The organism is Phenylobacterium glaciei (genome assembly GCF_016772415.1).
In the GTDB taxonomy this organism is placed as follows: Bacteria; Pseudomonadota; Alphaproteobacteria; order Caulobacterales; family Caulobacteraceae; genus Phenylobacterium; species Phenylobacterium glaciei.
The window spans coordinates 135,713-161,018 of record NZ_JAGSGD010000002.1; the positions used below are offsets into that span (position 1 = coordinate 135,713).

The window sequence follows — 25,306 nt, forward strand, 5'->3', positions numbered from 1 at the left end:
GCGAACCCGGTTACGTCAACGCTTCAGCTTCGCCATTTCAGGACGGCGGCCTCGACGGGATTGCGGAATGGACGGCCCTCCTTGCGGCTGGCGGTCCATTCGCGCTTGAGCTGCTGGTACCACTTGGCCTGGCGGTCGGCGTCGTCGATCCACAGTAGCGAGGGGTCGTAGCGCAGGCCCTCGTTCTGCAGGTTCACCATGTCGCCGTCCTGGCGCAGGAAGATCCGCGCGCCCCAGGCCACGAAGGGCTTGAGGAAGACGAAGGCCGGATGGTCGGACCAGACGATCTGGGTGATCTTGGTCTGGGTTTCGTTCACAGGCGTCAGGCAGGTGAGCGACAACACCTGACGCTTGCCGACGGTGACGTGCTCCCAACGCAGGCCGGGGATGCGGAAGGTGATCTCGGTCAGCGGCTCGCCGCCCAGAATGGCGTAGGCGCGGCTGTTCTTCGAGGGCTCGTGGCGGACCATCGCGAAGCCGGCCTCGCGAGGCTCGAATTTCTTGGCCTTGTCGTGCTGGCTCTTGGCCGAACGCCACCACCACTGCTGGTGCACATAGGGCCCGTGGGCCGGGTCCATCAGCCCCACCACCGCGTGGTCGATATGGGCGTCGAACACCATGCGGTCGACGAGCTTGGGCGCGCCGCCGACCACGCCGTCGAAGACCGGCGGCAGTTCGCTGGGCTCGCCGTCGAAGCGGGGATCTGAACTCACCCAGACGAAGACCAGGCCCTGGCTCTCGGCGGCCGGGTAGTGGCGCACCCGGACGCGGGAGGTATCCATCGCCTGCTCGGCCACCAGGGAGGGGATGGCGGTGCAGGCCCCGTCCGCTCCGAACCGCCAGCCGTGATAGGGGCAGGCCACCACCTCGCGGCCGTCGGCTTCCGTGGTGAGAACCCCCGCCGACAGCGGCGCGGCGCGGTGCGGACAGATGTCGCGCATCGCATGCACCACGCCCTTGCGGTCGCGATAGATCAGGACCGGTTCGCCCAGCAGTTCGTAGCGTTGCAGCTTGCCCGGCTTCAGGTCGCTGGAGAGCGCCGCGAAATACCAGATATCGCCCAGGAACCCGCGCCCGAACTTGGCGTCGCCGGCAGCGGGGGCTTTCGCGGTCTTGGTGTCACCGTCGGCCATGGGGTCCTTGTAGCGCTTCAGGGCCGCCGGATGAAGGCCACGCCGTACGGACCTAGCTCGGCCCGTCCGGCCGCCGCCTTGGCCTGGATCAAACCGGGCAGGCCGACCGGTTCGCCTACCAGCCCGGCCTGCGCGAAGACGGCGGGCTCAGGGCCCATGTTGAACAGGCAGAGCACCTGCTCAGCCCCTTCCGTCCGCGTGAAAGCCAGCACCTGGCCTTCCGCCGGCAGCATCTCGATCTCGCCCCGGGTCAAAGCAGGCGAGGCCTTGCGCAGGGCGATCAAGGCCTTGGAGAAGGCGAGGATGGAGTTGCGGTCCGCCGCCTGGGCCGCCACGGTCAGGTCGCGGTGCTCGGGCGCGGACGGCAGCCAGGGCTTGGCGCTGGAGAAGCCGAGGTTCTCGCCGGGCGCCCAGGGCATCGGCGTGCGCGAGCCGTCCCGGCCCTTGGAGATCGGCCAATAGAGGTCGCCCACAGGGTCGCGGATCTCGATCCGCGTCAGACTCTGGGCCTGCGGCAAACCCAGCTCCTCGCCCTGGTAGAGCAGGGTGGTGCCCTTCAGGCTGAGCAGCAGGGCCAGCATCAGCCGTGCGATGGCCTCGCCGCCCCCGAACCGGGTGGCGGTGCGCATGATGTCGTGGTTGCAGAACGAGATGCAGGGCCAGTGCCCCGGATGCCGCGCCAGGGTCTCGAAATGGTCGCGGAAGATTTGGGGGTTCAGCTTGCGGGCGTGCAGCAGCACGAAGGTATAGGCCGAGTGCAGCCCGTCCTCCGGCGTACAATAGGCGCCGCAGCGCTCCTCCTCCTCAGAGAACTCCCCGAACACGAAGCGGTCGCTGTGGCCGTCCACGCGGGTGCGGATCTCGTCCAGCAGGGGGATGTTTTCCGGCAGGTTGCTATCGTTCAGGTGGACCTGCATCTCGCTGGCGTGGGCCCAGTGGTGGCGGGTCCGCTGGGCCGCAGGCACCGCCGGGTTGTCGGTCAGGGCGTCGTCGTGCAGGAAGGTGCCGGCCACATCCAGGCGGAAGCCGTCGATCCCCTTGGCCAGCCAGAAGTCCAGCACGCTGATGGCGGCCTCCTTGGCGTCGGGATTGCGCCAGTTCAGCTTGGGCTGCTGCCTGAGGAACTTGTGGTGATAGTGCTGCCGGCGCGCCGGCTGGTAGGCCCAGGCCGGGCCGCCGAACACCGACAGCCAGTTGTTGGGCGCCGTGCCGTCGTCGGCCGGTTCGGCCCAGACGTACCAGCTCGCCTTCTCCCCATCGGGCCCGCCGTCGCGGCTGGCCGCGAACCAGGCGTGCTCGTCGGAGGTGTGGGACAGCACCTCGTCCAGCATCACCTTCAGGCCGCGCCCGTGGGCGGCGTCGATGAGGGCCTCCAGGTCGGCCATCGAGCCGTAGTCGGGATGCACGCCCTCGAAGTCGGAGACGTCATAGCCCCAGTCGCGGTTGGGCGAGGGGTGGACCGGGGAGAGCCAGATGGCGTCGACGCCCAGGTCCTTGATGTAGTCCAGCTTGGCCGCGACGCCCTTAAGGTCGCCATGTCCGTCGCCATCGCTATCGAAGAAGCTCCGCACATAGATGTGGTAGACGACCGCGCCCTTCCACCAGGGCGCGGCCGACATCTTAGGCCTCGTCCGCGCGGCTGATGATGCGCGAGACGATGCCGTATTCCTTGGCCTTCTCCGCGCCCATCCAGAAGTTCCGGATCGTGTCCTTGACCACCTTGTCGTAGGGCTGGCCGGTCTCGCGCGCGATCATGCGGTTGACCCGCTCGCGCATCTTCACGATCTCCTCGGCCTCGATCTCGATGTCCGAGGCCTGGCCGCGCACCCCGCCCGAGGGCTGGTGCAGCAGGAAGCGGGTGTTGGGCAGGCACAGCCGGTTTTCCTTGGGCGCGCCCAGATAGATGTGGGCGCCGGCGCTGGCGACCCAGCCGGTGCCGATCATCTTCACCTTGGGACCGCAGAAGGTGATCATGTCGTGGATGGTGTCGCCGCTCTCGACGTGGCCGCCGGGGGAATTGACGATCACCCGGATGTCGGCGTCGCTGTCGTTGGACAGGGCCAGCAGCTGGGCGGTCACCCGCTCGGCCAGCCGCATGTCGATCTCACCGAAGATCAGCACGGTGCGGGATTTGTAGAGCCCGTTCTGCACCGGGCCCGCCGTCATCGGCATGTCGGGCTTGCGGGCGCCGTCTTCGCCCTCTTCGTCGTCGTCCAACCGCCAATTGCGCATTCGAAAGTCTCCAGGTCTCAAGTTGGACGGAACGTGCGTTGCGCCGCAGCGGATCGCAAGGTGTGCAGGGTTAAGATCGGCTGTTTTATTGGGGCAAACGGCTGGACGCGTCGTCGCGCCTACCGCGCCGTCGTGGCGATCAGCCGGGCGTAGAACTGTACGCACTGCTCCAGGTTGGCCAGCGACAGGTGCTCGTTGGTGCCGTGGATCATGGTGGTGTCGGCCAGGGAGAAGGTCACCGGCTGGAAGCGGTAGACGTCCTGGGACACCCCGGCCAGGTAGCGGCTGTCGGTCCCGGCGGTCACCAGGCCCGGCGCGACGGGCGCCTTGGCGAGATCCCCCGCCACCGCGGCGATGGTCTTCCAGCCCAGCGAGGTCGTGGACGAGACCGGCGACGGCTCGTCCGGCGTCTTCGCCCAGGTGAGGTCCACGGGCAGGTCGCCGACCGCCGCCTTGGCCTTGGCCATCACCCCCGCCGAAGTGTCGCCCGGCGCGATGCGGTAGTTGATCCAGGCCGTGGCGTCCTGCGGCAGGACGTTCTCCTTGGGGCTGCCCTTCAGCATGGTCGGCGCGATGGTAGTGTGCAGCAGGGCCGCGCCTGCAGGGGTCGCCGCGGCCTGTTTCACGATCAGGGGCGAGAACAGCCAGCTGTTGGCCACCGCCATGCGGATCGGCAGGGGACCGCTGGGCGCCAGGCTGGTGAGCATGGCGGCGCCCGGGCCGGCGAACCTCATCGCGAAGGGCTGCTCGGCGATGGCGGTCACCGCCTTGGCCAGCGTCACCACCCCGCCACCGTCCGCGGGCGGCGCCGAGGAGTGGCCGCCCGGCGCGCGGGCCGTCACCTTCAGGGTGCCGTAGCCCTTCTCGGCCACCCCGATCAGCGCCACCGGTCCGCCGGTGATGGGATTGTCGGAGATCACTGCCTGGCCCTCGTCCAGCACGAACTGCGCGCGAATCCCCTTGGCCTTCATCCAGGCCGCCGCGGCCCGCGCGCCCTCGCCGCGCACCTCCTCGTCGTGGCTGGAGACGATCATCACCGTGCGGCGGGGCACAAAGCCCTGCTTGGCCAGGATCTCGGCGCCCTCGAACAGGGTCACCAGCGAGCCCTTGTCGTCCACCGCGCCCCGGCCCCAGACCGCGCCGTCGGCGATCTCGCCGCCAAAGGGCGGATGCTTCCAGTCGGCCTCTGTGCCCGGCGTCACCGGCACCACGTCCTGGTGGGCCATCAGCACGATGGGGGCCAGGGACGGATCGGACCCCTTCCAGGTGTAGATCAGGGTGTGGCCATCCACGACTTCGCGGCCCATGGCGGCGTGGGCGGCGGGATAGGTGGCCTGCAGCCAGGCGTGCAGCCGGTCCCATTCCGCCAACTGGTTGTCGGCCTTGTCCTGGTGGCTGACCGTCTGAATCTGAATGGCCTGCGATAGGTGCAGAGCGGCTGACGCCCGGTCCACCTTCACCGCCGGCGCCAGCTTGATGGTCCCCAGGTCAGCCGCCGCCGGCGCTTTGAAGGTCGCGGTCCGCACCGCCACCACAGCCACCAGCAGGACCACGGCCCCGCCCAAGCCCAGGCCGATCTTCGCCAACCTTTTCATCATCCCGCCCCCAAGTGATCCCTGAGCCTAGGCTGTTCTCGCAAGGCGTGGAAAGGGCTGTGCTAGGCTATTGCCGCGCGCTTCGAGGAAACCATGACCAAGCTTCGCCGTTAGTCACCCCATGGCCTACCGCGCGCCCCGCCACCCCCACATCGAGAAACACGCCCGCCACCAGACCCTGCTGGCCCGCATCGTCGGCCTGTTCCTGATCTGGGCGATCGTCGGCGTCATGGCCCTGCTGGCCGAGCGCACCATCCCCGCCCAGCACCTGCCGTGGAAGACGCTCAGCGTCATCGACCCCATCGGCGTGGCCACCAAGGCCAAGGCTGCCCGCACCGGCGAAGACCCCGCCGCCTGCCGCGCGGTTCTTACCCAGGGCGGCATGACCTTCAAGGAGGTGCAGGAGGTCTCCGCCGACGGCATGTGCCAGGTGCGCGACGCGGTCCGTTTCACCGGCGGCATGGCCCCGCTGAAGCCCAGCGACGTCTCCATGACCTGCAAGGAGGCGCTCGCCGTCTCCATCTGGGAGCGCCAGGTGGTGCAGCCCGCCGCCTTCGAGGTGCTGGGGGAGGCCGTTGTGGCCATCGACAACTACGGCTCCTACGCCTGCCGCCGCATCTATGGCCAGGCCGAGGGCCCGATCAGCGAGCACGCCAGCGCCAACGCCCTCGATGTGGCGGGCTTCAAGCTGGCCAATGGCGAGACCGTCAGCGTGCTGAGGGACTGGAACGATCCGGGTCCGAAGGGGCGGTTCCTGCACCGCGTCCGCGACGACGGCTGCCGCGTCTTCATCACCGTGCTGTCCCCCGACTACAACGCCGCCCACGCCAACCATCTGCATCTGGACATGGGCGGCGGGGCGCTCTGCCGCTAGTTTTCCGCCCGCGGAACAAACGCAGAATTAACACAAAATTCACCATGGTTAACAGATGGAACCGAGCGTGAACGAACCGAGTCCGAATCGGAGTCGTTGAGCCCGCGCCCTCTCCCCCCGGCGGGCCTTCCGCCGCCCAGCGCGCGTGTTTCGACTCTACATCGCCGGCCAAGGGACTAACGTCCTCCCAGAACCGCCACCTAGAGCGGTCAGGGAGGATGCCTGTGAGTGAGACCCATGGGGTGGCGGCCGTGGCCGATCCGCCAGTGATCGCGAGCGTGGGGGGCGACGCGCCGCTGACCCGGGGCGGGATCGCCTGGTCGGTGTTCGAGGGGGCGCGGAACCCCTATGTGGTGCTGATCACCATCTATGTCTTCATGCCCTATGTGTCGTCGACCATGGTGGGGGACCCGGTCCGTGGGCAGCAGATCATCTCGTCCTGGAGCCAGTATGCCGGCTGGATCGTGATGGCCACGGCGCCGTTCCTGGGCGCCTCCATCGATAAGCTGGGGCGGCGCAAAGGCTGGCTGGCCCTGGTGGTGATGACCATGGTCCCAGCGATCTTCGCCATGTGGTGGGGCAAGCCGGACGGGTCGGGCCTGTCGGTCACCGCGATCATGGCGCTGTCGCTGCTGATCGGGGTGCTGTTTTCCTATTCCGAGGTGCTGCACAACTCGTTGCTGGTCCGGGCGGCCGGGTTGGAGAGTGCGCACAAGGCCTCGGGGTTAGCCCTGGCGCTCGGCAACCTGGGCTCGGTGAGCGCGCTGATCTTCTGCGCCTGGGCGTTCGCCTTGCCGGGCCATGTCGCCTGGTCCTTCGTGCCGGCCAAGCCGCTGTTCGGCCTCGACATCGTCATGCACGAGCACGAGCGGATCGTCGCGCCCATCGCCGCGGTGATGTTCGCCATCGGCGCCATCCCGCTCTTCCTGTTTACGCCCGACGCCCCGCACAGCCAGGTCCCCGCCCTGAAGGCGTTTTCCAGCGGAGCGTCCGAGCTCTGGCGGATGATCAAGGCGATGAAGGGCTACCGGGAGGCGGCGATCTATCTGGCCTCGCGGATGTTCTACTACGACGGCATGACCGCGCTGCTGATCTACTTCGGCATCTATTCGGCCGGGGTGATGAAGTGGGGGGCGCTGGAACTGCTGATGCTGGGGATCATCCTCAGCGTGCTGGCGGTGATCGGCGGCTTTGTGGGGCGCTGGCTCGACGCCGGCGTCGGCCCAAAGCGGGCGGTGCAGATCGAGATCGGCATGGCGCTGGCCGGCATCATCGCCCTGCTGGGGATGACGCCGGAGAAGATCCTCTATCTCTGGAGCTATGATCCCACGACCCACGCGCGGCTTTGGGAGGGGATGTTCGGGACCTGGCCGGAGGTGGTCTACATCCTGATCGGCTTCTCCAACGCCATCTTCGTCACCGCGCAATATGCGTCCAGCCGCACCCTGCTGACGCGGCTGACGCCGCCGGAGCAGACCGGCACCTTCTTCGGGGTCTATGCGCTGTCGGGCACGGCGACGGTGTGGCTGGGGTCGTTCCTGGTGAACCTGGGGACCCAGGTGTTCAAGACCCAGCAGGGGGGCTTCGCGGCCATCGCACTGCTGTTGCTGGTGGGCTTCGTGGGGCTGCTGTTCGTGAAGGGCGGGGATCGGCGGGTGGTGTAGGTTTCGACGGCCCCCTCACCCTACCCTCTCCCCCGCCTAGGGGGAGAGGAAGTGGTGGCTGGAGATTCGCCGATGATTTTCTCCTCTCCCCGCTGGGGGAGAGGGTAGGGTGAGGGGGTCGCTCCGCCGCGGGGCGCTCGAAATTCCAGAAGCGAGGGCGCCAAGCTCACCGACTCCTTTCCTTCGATCCTCCAGGCGGGTAAGGCCCGCCCCATGCGCGTCGCAGCCCAGCTTCGGACGTCCTGGCGCGAGCCGCTCCAGGTCCTGTCGGCCTTCGCGGGCGAGCCGTGGGCCGTGGGCTTTCTCTCGGGCGGCCGGGGGCCTCGGGCCCGTTGGTCCTATCTGGCGCGGCGGCCCGACGCGGTCCTCACCCTAGGCGCGGACGATCGGCGCGATCCCTTCAAGATGCTGGCCGAGATGCTGGGTCCGCCCGGTGAGACCGCCCGCGACGGGCCGCCGTTCCAGGGTGGGCTCGCGGGGCTGGCGTCCTATGAGCTGGGCGACCGGGTCGAGGTCCTGGGCCTAGCCCGCAGTTCCGACTGGCCCGACCTGGCCGTGGGGCTCTATTCCAGCGTCCTGGCCTTCGACCACCAGGAGCGCCAGGTGATCGCCGTCGGGCGCGGCTATGACGAGGCCGACAGCGAGCAGGCGGCCTTCGAGGCGATGAGCTGGCTGCAGGACCTGGCGCGGCCTGCGATGCGGGGGCCGCTGACGCAGGGGCTGACGGCGTCGGACGCTCCGGCCTACGAGGCCGCCGTCGCGCAGGTGGTGGCCCGCATCCATGCCGGGGAAATCTTCCAGGCCAATATCGCCCGGAGCTGGACCGGACGGCTGACGCCGGGCGCGACCCCCTTCGACCTGCTGGCCCGGCTGGCGGGGCAGAGCGCGGCGCCCTTCGCGGCCTACCAGCGGCTGGCGGGTCGGGCGGTGGTGAGCAATTCCCCCGAACGCTTTCTCCAGGTGGACGCGGCCGGCGACGCCGAGACCCGGCCGATCAAGGGCACAAGACCCCGAGGCGTGGACGCGCGAGCCGACGCAGCCCTATCTGCGGAACTGGCCGGCAGTCTGAAGGACCGGGCCGAGAACCTGATGATCGTGGACCTGATGCGTAACGACCTGGCGCGGGTCTGCGCGCCCGGCAGCGTCAAGGTCCCCGAGCTGTTTTCGGTGGAGAGCTTCACCAATGTCCATCATCTGGTCTCCACGGTGCGCGGGCGGCTGGCGGCGGGGAATAGCGCCATCGACCTCTTGAAGGCCGCTTTCCCGCCGGGCTCGATTACGGGTGCGCCCAAGGTTCAGGCCATGAAACTCATCGCCCAACTTGAGAGCCCGCGCGGACCCTATTGCGGTTCGCTGTTCTGGGCCGGCGCCGACGGGGCCTTCGATTCCAGCGTGCTGATCCGAACCGCCGCCTGCGTGCAGGACGAGGCCGGCTGGCGCATCGAGGCCCGCGCCGGGGCCGGTATCGTCGCCGACAGCGATCCCCGCGCCGAACGGATCGAGACCGAAGACAAGATCGCCGCCTTGCTGCGGGCGCTGGAGGGTGCGCCATGACCCCGCTGGACACCATCCCGCTGGACGACCGGGGCCTGCTGCTGGGGGACGGGCTGTTCGAGACCGTGCTCGCGCGGTCGGGCGAGCTGGTGGCGCTGGCGGCGCATCTGGATCGGATGGTGGCGGGCTGTGTGGTGCTGGGCCTGCCGGCGCCGGATCGTGGCGAGGCCGAGCGGCTGATGCGCCGCGCCCTGGTCGAGGCGGGCCTGGAGACCGCGCGAGCCGCCGTGCGACTGACCTACACCGCCGGCTCGGGCGGGCGCGGGCTGGATCGGCCTGCCGAGGCGGCGCCCCGACTGTTTTGCACGGCGGCGGCCTCGAGCGTTCCGGCGACGCCGGCGCGGCTGATGATCAGTTCGGTTCGGCGCAACGAGGGGTCGCCCGCCTCGCGGCTGAAGACCCTGTCCTATCTCGACAATGTGCTGGCGCGGCGGGAGGCCAGCCTGGCCGGCGCCGACGAGGCGGTGATGCTGAACGGGGCCGGACAGGTCGCCTGCGCGGCGGCGGCCAACCTGTTCTGGGTGCGCGGCGGCGAGGTGTTCACGCCGGCCCTGACCTGCGGAGTGCTGGACGGGATCGTGCGGCGCCAGGTGATGACGGCGGTGTCGGTGAGCGAGGTCGCGGTGGGCGTGGAGGCCCTGGCCGGCGCCGAGGCGATCTTCCTCACCAACAGCCTGATCGGCGTGCGCGAGGTGGCGAGCCTGGACGGGCGGTCGCTGGCGGGGTCCGCGCGGGTGGCGGAGATCGCCGCGCTGATCGGCTAGCTCGTGCTCCAGGTCACCTGGGCGGTCTTGCGGGGCTTGAGGTAGTATTTCTGAGTAAAGGTAAGCGCGTTGGGCAGGGCCTTCTTGGTGGTGGAGTTGTAGATGTAGCTGCTCTCCGAGAGGATCACGCTCTCGTTGTTGGCGATCAGGTTGGCCGGCACGCTGGCGATGGTGGTGATCGGGGTCATGGAGCCAGAGGTCTTCGACCAGACCACCGTCAGGTTGCCGCCGGCGTCCTTGCGGATGCTGGACACGCGCATGGACAGGCCGCTGGTGGGGAAGGGGGCGATGATGGCCTTTCCCACATTGAAGACGTCGGTCATCTCGGTGGTGTTGATGCTGGTGTCCTGGGCCACCAGGTCGCCGATGGCCGAGGCCACGTGGCTGGCCCGGCGGTCGGCCATCATGCCCTGGGTCAGCTCGGCCAGGCCGTAGTACATGAAGATCATCACCGGGGCGACGAAGGCGAACTCCACCGCCGCGGCTCCGCGGCGGTCCTTGATCAGATGTCTCAGGTGCATTTCGCGCCCACCGGGGTGGCTGTGGAATAGGGTTCGTTGCGGAAGGTGGCGACCGTGGAGATCAGCCGCTTGTTGGAGCTGGTCCCCATGTTCACCAGCGCCTTGTCGAGCAGCGGGGTGAAGACGTCCCACTCGTAATAGGTGCGCACCAGGACGATGTCGCCGGGCGCGCCGGTGGAGAAGCAGGTGGCCGCCGCCGCCGCGGGGGTCCAGGCGGTTCCTGCGGTCGCGCTGTTGCTGCTGGCGGTGTTGAAGTCGGCGAAGGTCTGCACCGCCACGGTGAGCTTGGTCAGGCAGGGGGTGGCCAGCCAGGCCATGCGGTTGCAGACCAGCGTCTTGAAGTCACCCTTGGCGCTGGACCCGCTGGTCTGGAAGCCGCCGGTGCGGATCTGGCGCGCGGCGTTGTCGGTGGCGTTCTGCAGGGTCACCGAGACCATGAACACCAGGCCCAGCTCGATGATGCCGAACATCATCACGCAGAAGGGCAGGGCGATGATGGCGAACTCGATCGCCGTGGTCCCGCGCCGGGCGGCGGCGAACCGCAGCAGCAGGTTCTGAAAGCGAAGGGCGCGGCGGCTCATGACATCCTCAGAGGTCTTCGAGCACCATCATAGCCAAGTCTGCTGAATCGGAGGTTTAGACCGCCGCGATCGGTGCGGGCGGCCTACTGGCCGGCGGGGGTAGCCGCGCGGCGGGCCTCGGCGGCGCGGGCGGCGTAGGCGGCGAACGGCCCGGCATAGCGGGCGTATTCGCTGTCGAGCTCGCCGGGCATGGGGGTGCGCTCGCACCGGGGCGTGCAGGCGTAGTTGGAGACATTGGCCGTCTGGGCCCCGGCGCTGGGGCCGCGATAGAGCGAGACGCGGTTCACGTCGGGGGCGCTGACGACGATCTGGCTGTTGGCGATGGTGCGGCCGCGGCTGTCGATGACCATCAGATTGGTGACGCCGTAGCTGCGCCCCTGGATCACCGCGGTGCGGCTGTCGACGACGTTGATGTCGGCGATGGCCGGGTTGCCGACCATCACGTCACGGGCTCCGGCTGGCAGGCTGATGCGGACGCCCTGGTCGATCACCGCCGAAATCGTCGCCGCGCCGGCGGCGGAAACCTGGGCCGCGAGGGCCAGGACGGCGAGGGCGGCGGCGAGAAGCGGGCGGCGCATGCTGGGGGTCTCAAAAAAATCCGTCCCTGAACCTCGCCCCGAATGGTCAAGAAAGGTTGAAGAAAAGACCGACTCACGCGCGCGCGAGAATCATTATGCAAAAACCCCGATTCTGGCCCGAATCCGGGTCCATGGTTAACCGGTCTTCACAGTAAACGAAAGTAAACCATAGAAAGTTCTTCTCGAATACTTCCGTGTTTACTCGACATTAAGTGCGCCCTGCGAAATTGATCCTGCAATTCGGGGCGAGCAGGTCGGTGACTTGGTCCCTCACTCACCAACTGGTTCGCTACACACCCAAGGAGAACACCATGTCCAAGTTCGTCACGCGCTTCCTGAAGGATGAATCCGGCGCCACGGCCATCGAGTATGGCCTGATCGCGGCTCTCATCGCCGTCGTGCTCATCACCGCGATGAACACCCTGCAGGGCAAGATCGCCGGCACCTTCACCAAGATCGGCACGGCGATGCCGCAATAGGCGGCTAGCTCCGAAACATTGCGGGGGCCGCGGTGCGAAAGCGCCGCGGCCCTTTCGCTGTCTGAAACCTCCCGTTCACCCAAAGGCGGCAGGATGGTTTCGAACCCCGCCAGATGGTCCTCCGCCGATGCCCCTGCTCCAGGCCGCCCTGCTCTCGATCTTCCCCGCCCTGGTCATCGTGGGCGGCCTGCGCGACGCCACCAGCTACACGATCCCCAACTGGATCTCAGGCGTGCTGATCCTGGCCTTCTTCCCGACCGCCTTCGCCATGGGGCTGCCGCTGCAGGCGATCGGCGCCCAGGCAGGCATCGGGGCCATCGCCCTGGTCATGGGCATGGTGATGTTTTCCCTGGGTTGGATTGGCGGCGGTGACGCCAAGCTGTTCGCCGCGGCAGGCCTCTGGCTCGGCTGGCCGGCCTTCGCCACCTATCTGCTGGTCACCGGCGTGGCCGGCGGGGCGCTGGCCATGGGCCTGCTCGGCCTGCGCTCGATGTGGGTGCGGCCTTATGTCTTGAACGGTCCGGCCTGGTTCGGCCGCCTGGCAACGCCGGGCGAGAATGTCCCTTACGGCGTGGCGATCGCGGTGGGCGCGCTGGCGGCCTTCCCGGCCACGGCGCTGATGGCGGCGTTCCCGGGACTGTCCTGACGGACTTCCTTTAGCCCGCGTTAACCATGCGGGGCCCAAAAGCGATGCGCCGGCAGAAGGTCGGAATTTCGAATCGTGTGCGCCCGCGCGGATCGCAGGGCCGCCGTCAGTCACCCCGGTCTCCCTCGCGGGAGCCTCGAGTAGTCGTTCATGGGCGCCGTCCGCATCGCCATCTTCGCCGTCGCCGCCATCGTCGCCATCGTGCTGGCGTTCTTCGTGCGCGGCATGGTGGCTCCGAAGAAGGTCCCGGCCCCCGTGGTCGTGGCCGCCGCCCCCGCCAGGCCCATGGCGAATGTGCTGGTGGCCAGCCGTGACCTGCCGGTCGGCGCGCGCCTGTCGGCCACCGACATGAGCTGGCAGCCCTGGCCGATCGAGGCCCTGAACCCCAATTTCGTGACCGACGGCGCGGCCCCGGCCCCCGCCGCCGACACCGCCGCCAAGCAGGTGGCCCAAAAGGCCGCCCAGACCACCACCGCGATGATGTCCCAGGGCCCGATGGCCGCCTTTGACGGCGCCATCGTCAAGGAGCCGATGCTCAATGGCGAACCGGTCATCGCGCGTAAGGTCGTGCGCGGGGGGCAGAGCGGCTACATGGCCGTGGTCCTGCTGCCGGGCATGCGCGCCATGAGCGTGCCGATCAACGCCGAGACCGCCGCCGGCGGCTTCATCCTGCCAGGCGACCGGGTGGATGTGCTGCAGAGCAAACAGGCCGCCGACGGCCGCACGTGGGTCTCCGAGACCCTGATGCGCAACCTGCGCGTCCTGGCCATCGACCAGAAGACCGATCCCGAGAAGGACGCCCGCACCATCGTCGGCGCCGTGGCCGTGCTGGAAGTCCCGGCGGCCGACGCCGAGGTGCTTTCGCGCGGCAAGGCTCAGGGCGAGATGCAGCTGGCCCTGCGTTCGTACGCCGATCTTGGGGGCGCGGCCTCGAGGGGCGTCGCCGCCAAGCGTGGCGGCCAGGGCCTGCGCGTCTACCGCGGCGGATCGGCCAGCGAGGTGCTTGTGCGATGAACCTGCGCCATCTCCTCACCGCGCTCACCCTGGCGGCAGCCAGCCTGGCCGGCGCCGCCCACGCCCAGAATAGCTACACCACCGGCTCGGCCATCGTCCGCGTCGACCTGTCGGCCACGGGCGGGGCGGTGCAGTCCCTGTCGGTCCCTATGGGCAAGTCGGCCATCGTCGAGCTGCCGATGGACGCCCGCGACGTGCTGGTGACCAGTCCCGGCGTCGCCGAGGCGGTGCTGCGCACGCCGCGCCGGATCTTCATCCTGGGGGTCAAGCAGGGCCAGACCGACGCGGTGTTCTTCGACGGAACGGGCCGCCGCATCCTGTCCCTGGACATCCGGGTCGACCAGGACACCTCGGCCATCGCCCAGACTATCAACCGCATCCTGCCCGGCGCCCGGGTCCAGGTGGACGGCATCAACGCCAGCATCATCCTGTCGGGCCAGGTGGCCAATGTCGGGGACGCCGACAAGGCGGTGCAGATCGCCCGGGCCTCGGTGGAGAAGCCCGAGCAGGTGCTGAACATGCTGAGCATCGCCGGCAAGGACCAGGTGATGCTGAAGGTCCGCATCGTGGAGATGCAGCGCAACGTCATCAAACAGCTGGGTTTCAACCTCTCGGCCGTGCTGAACCAGCTGGGCGAGCCCCAGTACCTGCTCGGCACCGCGGCCAGCTTCGCGGTCAATGGCGCCCTGCTGGGCGGGATATCCGCGGGCTACAAGGCTGACACCACCAAGACCCCGGTGATCAGCCGCAGCGTACCGGTGGCCACCCAGGTCTACGACTCCGCCACCGGGACCTATCACACCGAGTACGCCCGCCAGAATTTCGACTTCGTCGATCGCAACGACCCGCTTTCGGTGAACAAGACCACGGCGGGCGACCCCGGCCTCAACTCGGGCGAGGCGACCCTGAAGGCCTTTGAGCGGGTCGGCCTGATCCGCATGCTGGCCGAGCCGAATCTGACCGCGGTCTCCGGCGAGTCGGCCAAGTTCCTGGCCGGCGGCGAGTTTCCGGTGCCCGTCGCCCAGGACAAGGACGGCAAGATCACCGTCGAGTTCAAGCCCTTCGGCGTGGGCCTGGGCTTCACCCCCAACGTCCTGTCCCAGGGCCGCATCGCCCTGAAGATCTCCACCGAGGTGTCTGAACTGACCAGCACCGGGTCCTTCACCGTCAGCAGCGCCGTCACCAACACCAGCCTGAGCATTCCGGCGCTGAGCGTGCGCCGGGCCGAGACCACCGTGGAGCTGCCTTCCGGGGGTTCGATGATGATCGCGGGCCTGCTGCAGGAAAAGACCAAGCAGAACCTCGACGGCCTGCCCGGCATGACCACCCTGCCTGTGCTGGGCGCCCTGTTCCGCAGCCGCGACTACCTCAGCGGCGAGACCGAGCTGGTGGTGATCGTCACCCCCTACATCGTCACCCCCACCAGCCCCGACCGCCTGCAGACCCCGGTGGACGGCTTGCGGATCGCCAGCGACGCCTCGACCCTGCTGATGGGCGAGCTGACCAAGGCCTACAAGGCCAACCCGCAGGCCCAGGCGGGCCGCGCCTATCAGGGGCCGTACGGCTACGTGATCGAATGAGTACTGTTGTGAAAACTTCGCTGGTCCTGGCGGCCCTGGCCCTGAGCGCCTGCGCCACCGCCAACGTCCCCGACCGGATCGCCGACGCCCGCACCCCCACCGAGCACTTCCAGGCCGGCGCCGTGGCCCAGCCCGAGGAGCTGGCCCTCGCGGTCCACGCCCAGGGCCTGTCGGCCAACCAGGCCGCCGCGCTCGCCGACTTCATCGACACCTGGCGCCAGGCGCAGGGCGGCCAGATCACGGTCCAGACCCCGGCCGCCGGCGCCGACGCCGGCTCGGCTTACCGCGCCGGAGAGGCGGCTCGCGGCTTCCTGCTGTCCCAGGGTGTGCCCGCCAGCCTGATCGTCATGGCCGGATACGACGCCGCCGCCGAGGCCGGCGCCCCGGTCCGGATCGCCTATACCAGCTACCAGGCGGTGGTTCCGCGCTGCGGCATGGAATGGACCAACATCTCCCACTCGGCAAAGAATGAGGTGCAGCCCAACTTCGGCTGCGCGATCACCGCCAATATGGCCGCCCAGGTCGCCAATCCGGCCGATCTCGTGCGGCCTCGCGATCTGGGCCCCTCCGACGCCCAGCGCCGTCTCGTCACCCTGGACAAGTATCGCAAGGGCGAAGTCACCTCCTCGGCCGAGGACACCCAGGCCAAGGGCTCCGTCTCATCGGTGGCCAAGTGATGGGGGCCACATGCCGATGACCCCCAATTCGGGCCAGGATCCCTTCGAGCTGGAGTTCGAGGCCGACGACGAGTTCACCTCGCCGTCGAGCGACGCCTGGCGCGAGACGCCTATGGCGCCCGCCGGCGCAGATCCGTTCGCCGACTTCCCGCCGGCTCGCGACTCAGACACCCGAGACTTCGGGGCCAGCGATCCGCTGTCCGACGACCTGGACCAGCCCGAGCCGCCGCGCGCCCAGGCGCCCAATCCCGTACACGAGATGATCGCGGTGGCCGAAGCCGCCCTGGGCGAACACACCCTGCCGCGCATCACCATCCACGTCTTCTGCGTCCAGCCCGAGACCGCCGACCTGGTGGAACGCGCCGCCGGCGACCGCCGCATGGAACGCGCCGCCGTGGTGGTGCGCATGGGCGGCCTGGTGGGCGCCTTCGAGACCTATCAGAACCAACCCACCCCCTCCCTGGTGATGGTGGAGAGCCTGGACCCGGCGCCGCAGCTGATCGCCCAGCTCGACCAGCTGGCCGAGGTCTGCGATCCCGGCACCAAGGTGGTGGTGATCGGGGCGTCCAACGACATCGCCCTCTATCGCGAGCTGATGCGTCGCGGGGTCAGCGAGTACCTCGTGCCGCCGCTCAATCCGCTGCAGGTGGTCCGCACGGTCACCAGCCTCTATGCCGACCCGTCGGCGCCCTTCGTCGGCCGGCAGATCGCCTTCTGCGGCGCCAAGGGCGGTTCGGGCGCGTCGACCGTGGCCCACAACGTCGCCTATTCGATCAGCGAGCGGCTGCACACCGGCGCGGTCCTCGTCGACCTGGATCTCGCCTTCGGCACCGCCGGCCTCGACTTCAATCAGGACCCCCTGCAGGGGGTCGCCGACGCGCTGAGCCAGCCCGACCGCCTGGACCCGGTGCTGATGGACCGGATGATGGCGCGCTGCACCGAGCGGCTGTCGCTGTTCGCCGCGCCCGCCACCCTGGACAACGACTACGACATCGGCGCCGAGGCCTATGACGAGGTCACCCAGAAGATCCGCTCGGCGGCGCCCTTCGTGGTGCTGGACCTGCCCCACCTGTGGACGGCCTGGACGCGCAAGATCCTGCTGTCCTCCGACGACCTGGTGATCGTGGCGACCCCGGACCTGGCGTCCCTGCGCAACGCCAAGAACATGATCGACCTGGTGCGCCGCGCCCGGCCCAACGACGCTCCGCCGCGCCTAGTGCTGAACCAGGTCGGGGTGCCCGGCCGTCCCGAGATTCCTGTGAAGGACTTCGGCGAAGCGCTCGGCCTGACGCCGTCGCTGAGCCTGCCCTTCGATCCCAAGCTGTTTGGCCAGGCGGCCAACAACGGCCAGATGCTGTGCGAGGTGGCGCCCCGGTCCCGCTCCGCGGAGGGCATCGACTACCTGGCCCAGCAGATCGCCCGCCGCGATCCGCCTCCTGTCCAGAAGACCTCCCTGTTCGGCGGCCTGTTCAAGCGGAAGTAGATGTTCGGCAAGCGTCCCACCGACGGCGATGCGTCCGCGGCCCGCAAGGCGGCGCCCCCGGCGGCCGTCGAGGGCGTGGCCATCGCCACGCGTCCGCAGCGGATCGAGCCCTCGAGCGCCGGGTCCGGACTCTCCCTCGATCCGGTCAAGGGCGCCCCGGAAACCCAGCGGGCCGGCGGCCAGGCCGCAGCCGGCCCCAAGGCGACGCTGGCCTTCGAACAGCTGCGCGCGGCCCAGGGGCCGGCCCCCACCACCCAGGTGGTGCGCGAGCAGACCGACTATTACCACGCCACCAAGACCACCATCTTCAACGCGCTGATCAACACCATCGACCTGGCCCAGCTCGCCCAGCTGGACGTCAAACAGGCCGGGGAGGAGATCCGCGACATCGTCGCCGAGCTGGTGGCGATCAAGAACGTCTCCATGTCGGTGGCCGAGCAGGACATGCTCGTCCAGGACATCATCAACGATGTCCTGGGCTACGGACCGCTGGAGCCTCTGCTGGCCCGCGACGACATCGCCGACATCATGGTCAACGGCGCCGGCCGGGTGTTCATCGAAGTCGCGGGCAAGGTGCAGCTGACCAATGTCCGGTTCCGCGACAACGCCCAGCTGATGAACATCTGTCAGCGGATCGTCAGCCAGGTCGGCCGCCGGGTCGATGAGAGTTCGCCGATCTGCGACGCCCGCCTGCCCGACGGCTCCCGGGTCAACGTCATCGCCCCGCCCCTGTCCCTGGACGGGCCGACCCTGACGATCCGGAAGTTCAAGAAAGATAAGCTGACCATGAAGAACCTGGTGGACTACGCGTCCATCAGCCCCGAGGGGGCCCGGGTTCTGGGCGTGATCGGCGCCTGCCGCTGCAACCTGATCATCTCGGGCGGCACCGGCTCGGGCAAGACCACCCTTCTCAATACCCTGACCGCCTTCATCGACCCCACCGAGCGGGTGGTGACCTGCGAGGACGCCGCCGAACTGCAGCTGCAGCAGCCCCACGTGGTGCGGCTGGAAACCCGGCCTCCCAACCTGGAGGGCCAGGGCCAGATCACCATGCGCGACCTGGTGAAGAACTGCCTGCGAATGCGGCCTGAGCGGATCATCGTCGGCGAAGTCCGCGGACCAGAGGCCTTCGACCTGTTGCAGGCGATGAACACCGGCCACGACGGCTCCATGGGCACCCTGCACGCCAACTCGCCGCGCGAAGCCATCAGCCGGGTGGAATCGATGATCACCATGGGCGGCTACGGCCTGCCCTCGCGCACCATCCGCGAGATGATCGTGGGGTCCGTGGACGTCATCATCCAGGCCGCGCGTCTGCGCGACGGCTCGCGCCGCATCACCCACATCACCGAGGTGGTGGGGCTGGAAGGCGACGTGATCATCACCCAGGACCTGTTCGTCTACGAGATCACCGGCGAGGACGCCGACGGCAATGTGGTGGGCCGCCACCGCTCCACCGGCATCGCCCGCCCCCGGTTCTGGGACCGCGCCCGCTACTACGGCCTGGAGCGCGAGCTGGCCGAAGCTCTCGACGCCTCGGAATAGGTCATGGCCGCGACTATCATCACCGTCATGGCCGCTCTGCTGGGCTTCCTGGTCATCGCGGGCCTGGGCCTGGCGTTGTCGGGGCCGAGCAGCGGTCAGGCCCGTACGCTGAAGCGCGCCCAGGCCATCGTCGGCGGCGGCGCGCCCACCGCCCGCGGCGGACGCCGGCCGGCCGTCAACGCCCAGGACACCCGGCGCCGTCAGATCCTCAAGACCCTGCGCGAGCAAGAAAAGCAGCAGAAGAAGGCGACCCTGACCGTCGCCGCCAAGCTGCAGCAGGCCGGCCTCCCCGACAATGTGCGCGGATTCTGGATCATCTGCGGCATTGTCGGCCTGGTGGTCATGGCCGTGGTGATGCTGCTGGGCCAGAAGCCGCTGATCGGCCTGGGGCTCGGCTTCGGCGCCGGCTTCGGCCTGCCGCGTTGGGTGCTCGGGTTCCTCGGCGGCCGCCGCACCAAGAAGTTCACCGAGGCCTTTCCCGACGGCATGGACATCATCACGCGGGGCATCCGCTCGGGCCTGCCCGTGCATGACAGCCTGCGCGTCATCGCCCAGGAGACCGCCGAGCCCCTGGCCGGCGAGTTCAAGCGCCTGGTGGAGGCCATCGGCATGGGTATCTCCGTCGATCAGGCCCTGGACAAGATGTACGCCCGCATGCCGACGCCCGAGGTGCGGTTCTTCTCTATCGTCCTGGCCATCCAGGCCAAGACCGGGGGTAACCTGGCCGAGGCCCTGGGCAACCTCTCCACCGTGATCCGGGCGCGCAAGCTGATGCGCGAAAAGATCAAGGCGATGTCGGGCGAGGCCGTGGCCTCGGCGATCATCATCGGCTCCCTGCCGCCCGGCGTCGTTGGCCTGATCAGCGTCACCGCCCCGGCCTATATGGCGCCGATGTTCAGCGATCCGCGCGGGCACATCATGTTCATGGTGGGCGGGTTCTGGATGAGCCTGGGCATCTTCGTGATGCGCAAGATGATCAACTTCCGGATCTAGGGGCGCGTGAGATGAACCTGCTCAAGACCCTGACCGATCCGGACAACCTGCTGGCCCTGTTCGTGGCCATCGTGTGCTTCGCCACCATCGTCACCATCGCCACGCCGATGATCACCCGCTCGACCCTGGAGACCCGGCTGAAGTCGGTGTCCAGCCGGCGCGAGGAGCTGCGGCGCAAGTCGCGCGAGGCCCTGGCGGTGAAGAGCAATGGCGGCGGCACTCTGCGCCACGCCGACGAGGGGCTCTACAAGAAGGTCGTCGACCGCCTGCAGCTCTCGCGGCTGCTGGAGGATCCCAAGGTGGTGGAAAAGCTCGCCCAGGCCGGGTTCCGGGGGCCGCGGCCGGTCTCCACCTTCTACTTCTTCCGCTTCATCCTGCCCTTCGCCTTCGCGGTGACGACGGCGCTCTATCTGTTCCTGGTCAACGATTTCGGCATGCCGGCGATGAACCGGGTGGTCGTCTGCTTCGTGGGCCTGACGCTGGGCTACTACGCCCCCAACATCTACATCTCCAATGTCGCCCAGAAGCGCCGCGAGAGCATCGTCGGCGCCTTTCCCGACTCCCTCGACCTGCTGCTGATCTGCGTGGAATCGGGGATGTCCATCGAGGCGGCGATTCAGAAGGTCAGCCAGGAAATCGGCGGCACCTCCATTGAGCTGGCTGAGGAGTTGACCCTGCTGACCGCGGAGATCTCCTACCTGCCCGAACGGCGGATGGCCTATGAGGGCCTGGCCATGCGGACCAACCACCCGGGCATCCGCTCGGTGACCACGGCCATGATCCAGGCCGAGCGCTACGGCACGCCGCTGGGCTCGGCGCTGCGGGTGATGGCCAAGGAAAACCGCGACATGCGCCTGGCCCACGCCGAGAAGAAGGCCGCTCAGCTGCCGGCCAAGCTGACCGTGCCGATGATCCTGTTCTTTCTGCCGGTGCTGTTCATCGTCATCCTCGGGCCCGCCGTGATCAAGGTCCAGGACATGGTGGCCCAGAACCACTAGATCGCCTCCGGCCGTCAGGCGCCGGACGTTTACCCGTCCTTGAGGCGTCTTGCCGCAGGGTGAAGCCATGGCGCGTCCCGAGAACCTTAAGCCCCTCACCACCCTGCGGATCTTCGCCGCGGCCTGGGTGGTGCTCTATCACTACTGGCCGTCGCTGATGGCCGGCGCTCGACCCGGCGCGGTGGAGAAGGGCTATCTCGGCGTCGAACTGTTCTTCGTGCTCTCGGGCTTCATCCTGTCCCACGTCTATCTGCAGAGCTGGGGCGAGAAGCGGTTTTCCTATGGGAGCTTCCTGTGGGCGCGGCTGGCGCGGATCTATCCGGTCCATATCGCCGTACTGGCGGGCCTGGCCCTGCTCATCGCGGCGGCCTCGGCCGCGGGCTTCCAGGCCGGCGACGAGGTCGTGGTCTGGAGCTCTCTGCCCGCCCATCTGTTGCTGCTGCAGGCCTGGGGCCTGGGGCAGGGCGGGGGCTGGAACCATCCCTCCTGGTCGATCTCGGCCGAATGGTTTGCCTATCTGGCCTTCCCGGCCTTCGCGATGGTGTTCTGGCCGCTCCGCCAGAAGCCCTGGATCGCCACGGGGCTCGCGGCCCTGGTGGTGGTGGTCCTGAACCTGGCTTTCCCGCTGTTCGCCGGTCATCCGCTGACGGAGGCGACCACGGCCTGGGGTGCGCTGCGGATCGTGCCGTGCTTTGGCCTGGGCTGCGCCGTCTACCTGCTGTGGCGCAACGGCGCGGTGACCTCGCCGGTGGGGGCCAAGGCGCTGTCGGCCGCCGTGCTGGCCGCCATCGCCGTCGGCGCGGCCGTTGAAATTCCCGACCTCTTTATGGTGCTGTTGTTCGGCGGCCTGATCCTGGCCCTGGCCAGCCTCGCCAGCACCGGCTCCAACCTGATGGGCTCCAAGCTCGGCGTCTATCTCGGCGAGGTCAGCTTCGCCGTCTACATGGTCTGCATCCCCTGGGAGCTGGCCTTCACCAAGCTGGCCCGCGCCGCTCTGAACCTGCCCGAGGGTCTGCTGCCCTGGCCGGTATGGGCTGTAATGTTCGCGGGCGTGATCCCGGCGGCCATGGTGGTCCACCACCTGGTGGAGCGCCCGGCGCGCAACGCCATGCGGGCCTGGGAGGCCTCGGGCTTCCGGATCGGCGCTCAGCGCCCTGAGGTCGCCGCCTAACTACTGCGCCGTACGGACGGAATCCCACGAGCGCGGCGGACCGGCGGGACCCGGCGCGGCAGCGCGCAGGAAGGCCATGTTGTTGGCCACGGCCTCCGGCGGCAGATCCTGGCGCACCAGCTTCTCGGCCTCGTCGAAGCGTCCCTTGAGACCCAGCACCAGGGCCAGGTTCTGGCGCACCGCCATGGGGGCGCCGGGCTTGGCGGCGGCCGAGCGCAGCAGGGCCTCGGCTCGGGGCGCGTCGCCGTGGCTGGCGTAGAACAAGGCCAGATTGCACAGGACGACGGGATTTTCCGGCGCGAGGCTGGCGGCCAGGCTGTGGGCGGCCAGCGCCTCCTCCGGGCGGCTGGCCTGGTCATAGGCGACCCCCAGCAGGGACGGTGCGCGCCAGTCGCGGGGCGCCAGCTCCTGGGCCTGGCGGGCGGGTTCGATGGCGTAGAAGCCCTGGCCGCGGGCGACCTGGGCGCGGGCGACCTCCAACAGGGCCTCGACGTTCTTCGGCGCGGTGACCAGCACCCGCTGGGCGGCTTGGGCCGCGTCGTCGTACTTGCCCATGGCGCGTAGGGCCTGGGCCAGGCCGACGCCGGCCTCGGCGTCGCGGGGGTCGATATCGGCCTCCCGGCCCCAGAAGGCGGCGCGGGCCAGGGGATCGAGGCGGGCGGCCAGGCTGCGCTCCTCGGCCGTGGCGCGGCGCAGGCCCTCCGGCGCGGCGGGCGTGGCGGCGGCGGGCGTGGCGACAGGCGCGGGCTTGGCCGCCTTGGCCGACGCGGGGACGGCGCAGGCGAGGCTGAGGGTCAGGGCGGTTGCGGCGAGCGCCGACATGCGACACATGAACGGGACGGGCTCCGGGATGATCTCGACACCATCCCAGAGCCCCTTAAAGGAAGCGTTAAGCATAAAGCGGGCGCCTCGCCCCGCGTCAGGGCCGATCTATGACCGAAGTGATCCTCGCCACCTCCGACCGCGCGGTCGTTCCCGTTCACGCCCTCTATGACGGCGACCTGGCGGGGTTCCTGGAGGGCCGTCCCGCCTTCGTGAAGGCCTTCGCCGAGACCGCCGAGTTCAAGGCCAAGGCGGGCCAGGTCCTGGTCCTGCCCAACACCGAAGGCGGGATCGACCGGGTGCTGTTTGGCCTGGGGTCCAGCCTCGCCGACTTCATGGTGTTCCGCGGCCTGCCGGCCAAGCTGCCCAATGGGGACTACAGGCTGGCCGTGGCGCCGGTGGGGATCAGCGCCGACCAGGTGGCGCTGGCCTTCGCCTTGGGCAGCTACAAATTCGACCGCTACAAGCAGAAGAAGGTAGGAGACCGGCCGCGCCTGGTGGTGGACGGCGTCGATATCGCCGAGGTCAATTCGATCGCCCATGCCTGCGCGCTGGCCCGCGACATGGTCAATACGCCCGCCAATGACCTGGGGCCGCTGCAACTGGAGACCATCGCCCGCGAAATCGCCGAGCAGCATGGGGCCTCCATCACCGTGATCACCGGCGACGGTTTGCTGGAGGCCAACTATCCCTCGGTCCACGCCGTGGGCCGCGCGGCGGTGGAGGCCCGAGCGCCGCGCATGATCGAGATCACCTGGGGCGAGGCCGGCAATCCCCTGGTGGCCCTGGTGGGCAAGGGCGTGGTGTTCGACACCGGCGGCCTGGACATCAAGCCCTCGGCCGGTATGCGGCAGATGAAGAAGGACATGGGCGGGGCCGCCGCCGTCCTGGGCCTTGGCCGGATGATCATGGCCGCCAAACTGCCGGTGCGGCTGGCGATCCTGGTGCCGGCGGTGGAGAACGCCATCAGCGGTGACGCCATGCGGCCGGGCGACATCCTCGACAGTCGCAAGGGCCTGACCATCGAGGTGGGAAACACCGACGCCGAGGGCCGCCTGATCCTGGCCGACGCGCTCACCCGCGCCGCCGAGCTGCAGCCGGCTCTGACCCTGGACCTGGCCACCCTGACCGGCGCGGCGCGCGCGGCCCTGGGACCACAGCTGCCGCCCTTCTATACCGACGACGACGAACTGGCCGGGCAGATCGAAACGGCCATGGGGGAGGTCTCCGACCCGATGTGGCGGATGCCCCTGTGGAAGGGCTATGTCGATGCGCTGGACAGCGACATCGCCGACATCAAGAACGATCCCGACGGCTGGGCCCAGGCGGGCTCGGTGACGGCGGCGCTGTTCCTGCAGCGGTTCGCGCCCACCGGACCCTGGGCGCACTTCGACATCTTCGCCTGGAACCCGCGGGGGCGTCCGGGCTGGACGGCCGGCGCCGAGGCCCAGGCCATCCGGGCGCTGTACCAGATGATCCGGACGCGGTTTGCGTGAGCCTCGATCCCCGCAACACCCTGGCCCGCCCCGACCTCGCCGCCCGGTCCCTTGAGGGGCTGACGGCGGCGCGCGCCTATGGCGACCCGGTGGCCATGACGGCGGTGGTCGCCGCCGCCCCCTTACGCGCCGCCCTGGACCCCGAGGCCGAGCAGGTGGACCAGGTGCTGTTCGGAGAGACCTTTCAGGTTCTCGGGGAGCAGGACGGCTTCTGCTGGGGCCAGGCAAGCCGGGACGGCTATGTGGGCCATGTGGCCAAGGTCGATCTGGCGCCGCTGGCGCCCACCCCCACCCATCGGGTCTTGGCGCTGCGCACCTACGCCTTCACGGCGGCCAGCATCAAGAGCCGGGCGCTGGGGCCCTATTCGCTGGGGTCGCTGATCACTGTCGAGGCGCGCGAGGGGCGGTTCGTGAAGGCCGTGAACGCGGGCTGGTTGGTCGAGGCGCACCTGTCGCCCATCGGGGTGTTCGAGACCGACTATGTCGCCGTCGCCGAGCGATATCTGGGCGCGCCCTATCTGTGGGGCGGCCGGGAGAGCCTGGGCCTGGACTGCTCGGGTCTGGTGCAACAGGCGCTGCTGGCCTGTGGCCGGGCCTGTCCGCGCGACACCGATCAGCAGGCGCTCATCGGCCAGGCCGTGCAGGCCGACGCGCTCCAGAGAGGCGACCTGGTGTTTTGGCGCGGCCACGTGGCGATCCTGCTGGACGGTGAGACCATCCTGCACGCCAACGCCCACCACATGGCCACGGCCATCGAGCCGCTCGCCGAGGCCGTGGCGCGTATCGGGGCCACCAGTTCGGGGCAGCCGACCGGGTATCGGCGGCTGTAGCGTCGGCCCCTCCACCGCTCATCCCGGCGACCATTCTTCGGCGGCGCGAAGCAGCCAAGGCCCGACCCAGATACAT

General features: G+C 69.0%; 24 protein-coding genes. 16 read left to right on the top strand and 8 right to left on the bottom strand.

All coding sequences use genetic code 11. The features are described from left to right. Nucleotides 1-23: 23 nt before the first annotated feature. The 4 genes from JKL49_RS19470 to JKL49_RS19485 form a co-directional block, all read right to left on the bottom strand. Nucleotides 24-1,133: an aromatic ring-hydroxylating oxygenase subunit alpha gene (locus JKL49_RS19470; protein WP_215343098.1), complete on the bottom strand. Its 1,110-nt coding sequence runs from the start codon at nt 1,131-1,133 to the stop codon at nt 24-26. A gap of 17 nt (nt 1,134-1,150) precedes the next feature. After that, complete coding sequence (locus tag JKL49_RS19475; RefSeq protein ID WP_215343099.1) at nt 1,151-2,752, bottom strand: alpha-amylase family glycosyl hydrolase; 1,602 nt, start codon at nt 2,750-2,752, stop codon at nt 1,151-1,153. A gap of 1 nt (nt 2,753) precedes the next feature. Further along, the gene (locus JKL49_RS19480; protein WP_215343100.1) at nt 2,754-3,365 is read right to left on the bottom strand and encodes an ATP-dependent Clp protease proteolytic subunit; all 612 of its coding nucleotides are present in this window, start codon (nt 3,363-3,365) and stop codon (nt 2,754-2,756) included. Nucleotides 3,366-3,484: 119 nt separating this feature from the next. Beyond that, a complete protein-coding gene (locus tag JKL49_RS19485) occupies nt 3,485-4,960 on the bottom strand; it encodes a M20 family peptidase (protein WP_215343101.1) in 1,476 nt (491 codons plus the stop codon). A gap of 121 nt (nt 4,961-5,081) precedes the next feature. Between JKL49_RS19485 and JKL49_RS19490 the strand changes: the two genes are divergently transcribed. The 4 genes from JKL49_RS19490 to JKL49_RS19505 all read left to right on the top strand — a co-directional run bounded on the left by JKL49_RS19490 (nt 5,082) and on the right by JKL49_RS19505 (nt 9,816). Next, nucleotides 5,082-5,834, top strand: coding sequence for an extensin-like domain-containing protein (locus JKL49_RS19490; RefSeq protein ID WP_215343102.1), 753 nt, complete (start codon nt 5,082-5,084; stop codon nt 5,832-5,834). Between the two features lie 224 nt (nt 5,835-6,058). Then, on the top strand, nt 6,059-7,498 hold the full coding sequence (locus JKL49_RS19495) for an MFS transporter (protein WP_347340424.1): 1,440 nt from the start codon (nt 6,059-6,061) through the stop codon (nt 7,496-7,498). A 213-nt stretch (nt 7,499-7,711) separates the two neighbouring features. Further along, nucleotides 7,712-9,052, top strand: coding sequence for an anthranilate synthase component I family protein (locus JKL49_RS19500; protein ID WP_215343104.1), 1,341 nt, complete (start codon nt 7,712-7,714; stop codon nt 9,050-9,052). After that, a complete protein-coding gene (locus JKL49_RS19505) occupies nt 9,049-9,816 on the top strand; it encodes an aminotransferase class IV (protein WP_215343105.1) in 768 nt (255 codons plus the stop codon). Before JKL49_RS19500 ends, JKL49_RS19505 begins: the two co-directional genes overlap by 4 nt. Here JKL49_RS19505 and JKL49_RS19510 read toward each other — a convergent pair. From JKL49_RS19510 to JKL49_RS21280, 3 genes are all read right to left on the bottom strand, one after another. Continuing rightward, complete coding sequence (locus JKL49_RS19510; RefSeq protein WP_215343106.1) at nt 9,813-10,337, bottom strand: TadE/TadG family type IV pilus assembly protein; 525 nt, start codon at nt 10,335-10,337, stop codon at nt 9,813-9,815. The two genes, JKL49_RS19505 and JKL49_RS19510, sit on opposite strands and share 4 nt — an antisense overlap. Next, nucleotides 10,328-10,918: a TadE/TadG family type IV pilus assembly protein gene (locus tag JKL49_RS19515; protein WP_215343107.1), complete on the bottom strand. Its 591-nt coding sequence runs from the start codon at nt 10,916-10,918 to the stop codon at nt 10,328-10,330. Before JKL49_RS19515 ends, JKL49_RS19510 begins: the two co-directional genes overlap by 10 nt. Before the next feature lie 83 nt (nt 10,919-11,001). After that, a complete protein-coding gene (locus JKL49_RS21280) occupies nt 11,002-11,496 on the bottom strand; it encodes a pilus assembly protein N-terminal domain-containing protein (RefSeq protein WP_215343108.1) in 495 nt (164 codons plus the stop codon). Between the two features lie 311 nt (nt 11,497-11,807). On the opposite strand from JKL49_RS21280, the gene JKL49_RS19525 reads away from it, so the two are divergent. The 10 genes from JKL49_RS19525 to JKL49_RS19570 all read left to right on the top strand — a co-directional run bounded on the left by JKL49_RS19525 (nt 11,808) and on the right by JKL49_RS19570 (nt 22,082). Further along, the gene (locus JKL49_RS19525; RefSeq protein ID WP_215343109.1) at nt 11,808-11,975 is read left to right on the top strand and encodes a Flp family type IVb pilin; all 168 of its coding nucleotides are present in this window, start codon (nt 11,808-11,810) and stop codon (nt 11,973-11,975) included. A 127-nt stretch (nt 11,976-12,102) separates the two neighbouring features. Next, nucleotides 12,103-12,621: an A24 family peptidase gene (locus tag JKL49_RS19530; protein WP_215343110.1), complete on the top strand. Its 519-nt coding sequence runs from the start codon at nt 12,103-12,105 to the stop codon at nt 12,619-12,621. 150 nt (nt 12,622-12,771) lie between these two features. Next, nucleotides 12,772-13,635: a Flp pilus assembly protein CpaB gene (cpaB, locus tag JKL49_RS19535; RefSeq protein WP_215343111.1), complete on the top strand. Its 864-nt coding sequence runs from the start codon at nt 12,772-12,774 to the stop codon at nt 13,633-13,635. After that, the gene (locus JKL49_RS19540; RefSeq protein ID WP_215343112.1) at nt 13,632-15,215 is read left to right on the top strand and encodes a type II and III secretion system protein family protein; all 1,584 of its coding nucleotides are present in this window, start codon (nt 13,632-13,634) and stop codon (nt 15,213-15,215) included. The genes cpaB and JKL49_RS19540 overlap by 4 nt, the downstream gene beginning before the upstream one ends. Before the next feature lie 8 nt (nt 15,216-15,223). Beyond that, nucleotides 15,224-15,892 carry a CpaD family pilus assembly lipoprotein gene (locus JKL49_RS19545; RefSeq protein ID WP_215343113.1) on the top strand — a complete coding sequence of 223 codons (669 nt, stop codon included), beginning with the start codon at nt 15,224-15,226 and terminating at the stop codon, nt 15,890-15,892. 16 nt (nt 15,893-15,908) lie between these two features. Beyond that, nucleotides 15,909-17,375 carry a CpaE/TadZ family protein gene (locus tag JKL49_RS19550; protein WP_215343228.1) on the top strand — a complete coding sequence of 489 codons (1,467 nt, stop codon included), beginning with the start codon at nt 15,909-15,911 and terminating at the stop codon, nt 17,373-17,375. Beyond that, nucleotides 17,376-18,920, top strand: a complete 1,545-nt coding sequence (locus tag JKL49_RS19555) for a TadA family conjugal transfer-associated ATPase (RefSeq protein WP_215343114.1) — start codon at nt 17,376-17,378, stop codon at nt 18,918-18,920. A gap of 15 nt (nt 18,921-18,935) precedes the next feature. Further along, nucleotides 18,936-19,913, top strand: a complete 978-nt coding sequence (locus JKL49_RS19560) for a type II secretion system F family protein (protein WP_215343229.1) — start codon at nt 18,936-18,938, stop codon at nt 19,911-19,913. Nucleotides 19,914-19,924: 11 nt separating this feature from the next. Then, nucleotides 19,925-20,911: a type II secretion system F family protein gene (locus tag JKL49_RS19565; RefSeq protein WP_215343115.1), complete on the top strand. Its 987-nt coding sequence runs from the start codon at nt 19,925-19,927 to the stop codon at nt 20,909-20,911. A 67-nt stretch (nt 20,912-20,978) separates the two neighbouring features. Then, a complete protein-coding gene (locus JKL49_RS19570) occupies nt 20,979-22,082 on the top strand; it encodes an acyltransferase family protein (RefSeq protein WP_215343116.1) in 1,104 nt (367 codons plus the stop codon). Here the strand turns inward: JKL49_RS19570 and JKL49_RS19575 are convergent, their stop codons facing one another. Further along, complete coding sequence (locus tag JKL49_RS19575; protein ID WP_347340425.1) at nt 22,083-22,979, bottom strand: tetratricopeptide repeat protein; 897 nt, start codon at nt 22,977-22,979, stop codon at nt 22,083-22,085. A gap of 35 nt (nt 22,980-23,014) precedes the next feature. On the opposite strand from JKL49_RS19575, the gene JKL49_RS19580 reads away from it, so the two are divergent. Both JKL49_RS19580 and JKL49_RS19585 read left to right on the top strand, forming a co-directional pair. Then, nucleotides 23,015-24,400 (top strand): leucyl aminopeptidase family protein, encoded by a 1,386-nt coding sequence (locus tag JKL49_RS19580; RefSeq protein WP_215343117.1) that lies wholly within the window; start codon nt 23,015-23,017, stop codon nt 24,398-24,400. After that, nucleotides 24,397-25,230, top strand: coding sequence for a C40 family peptidase (locus JKL49_RS19585; RefSeq protein ID WP_215343118.1), 834 nt, complete (start codon nt 24,397-24,399; stop codon nt 25,228-25,230). Before JKL49_RS19580 ends, JKL49_RS19585 begins: the two co-directional genes overlap by 4 nt. Nucleotides 25,231-25,306 lie beyond the last annotated feature (76 nt).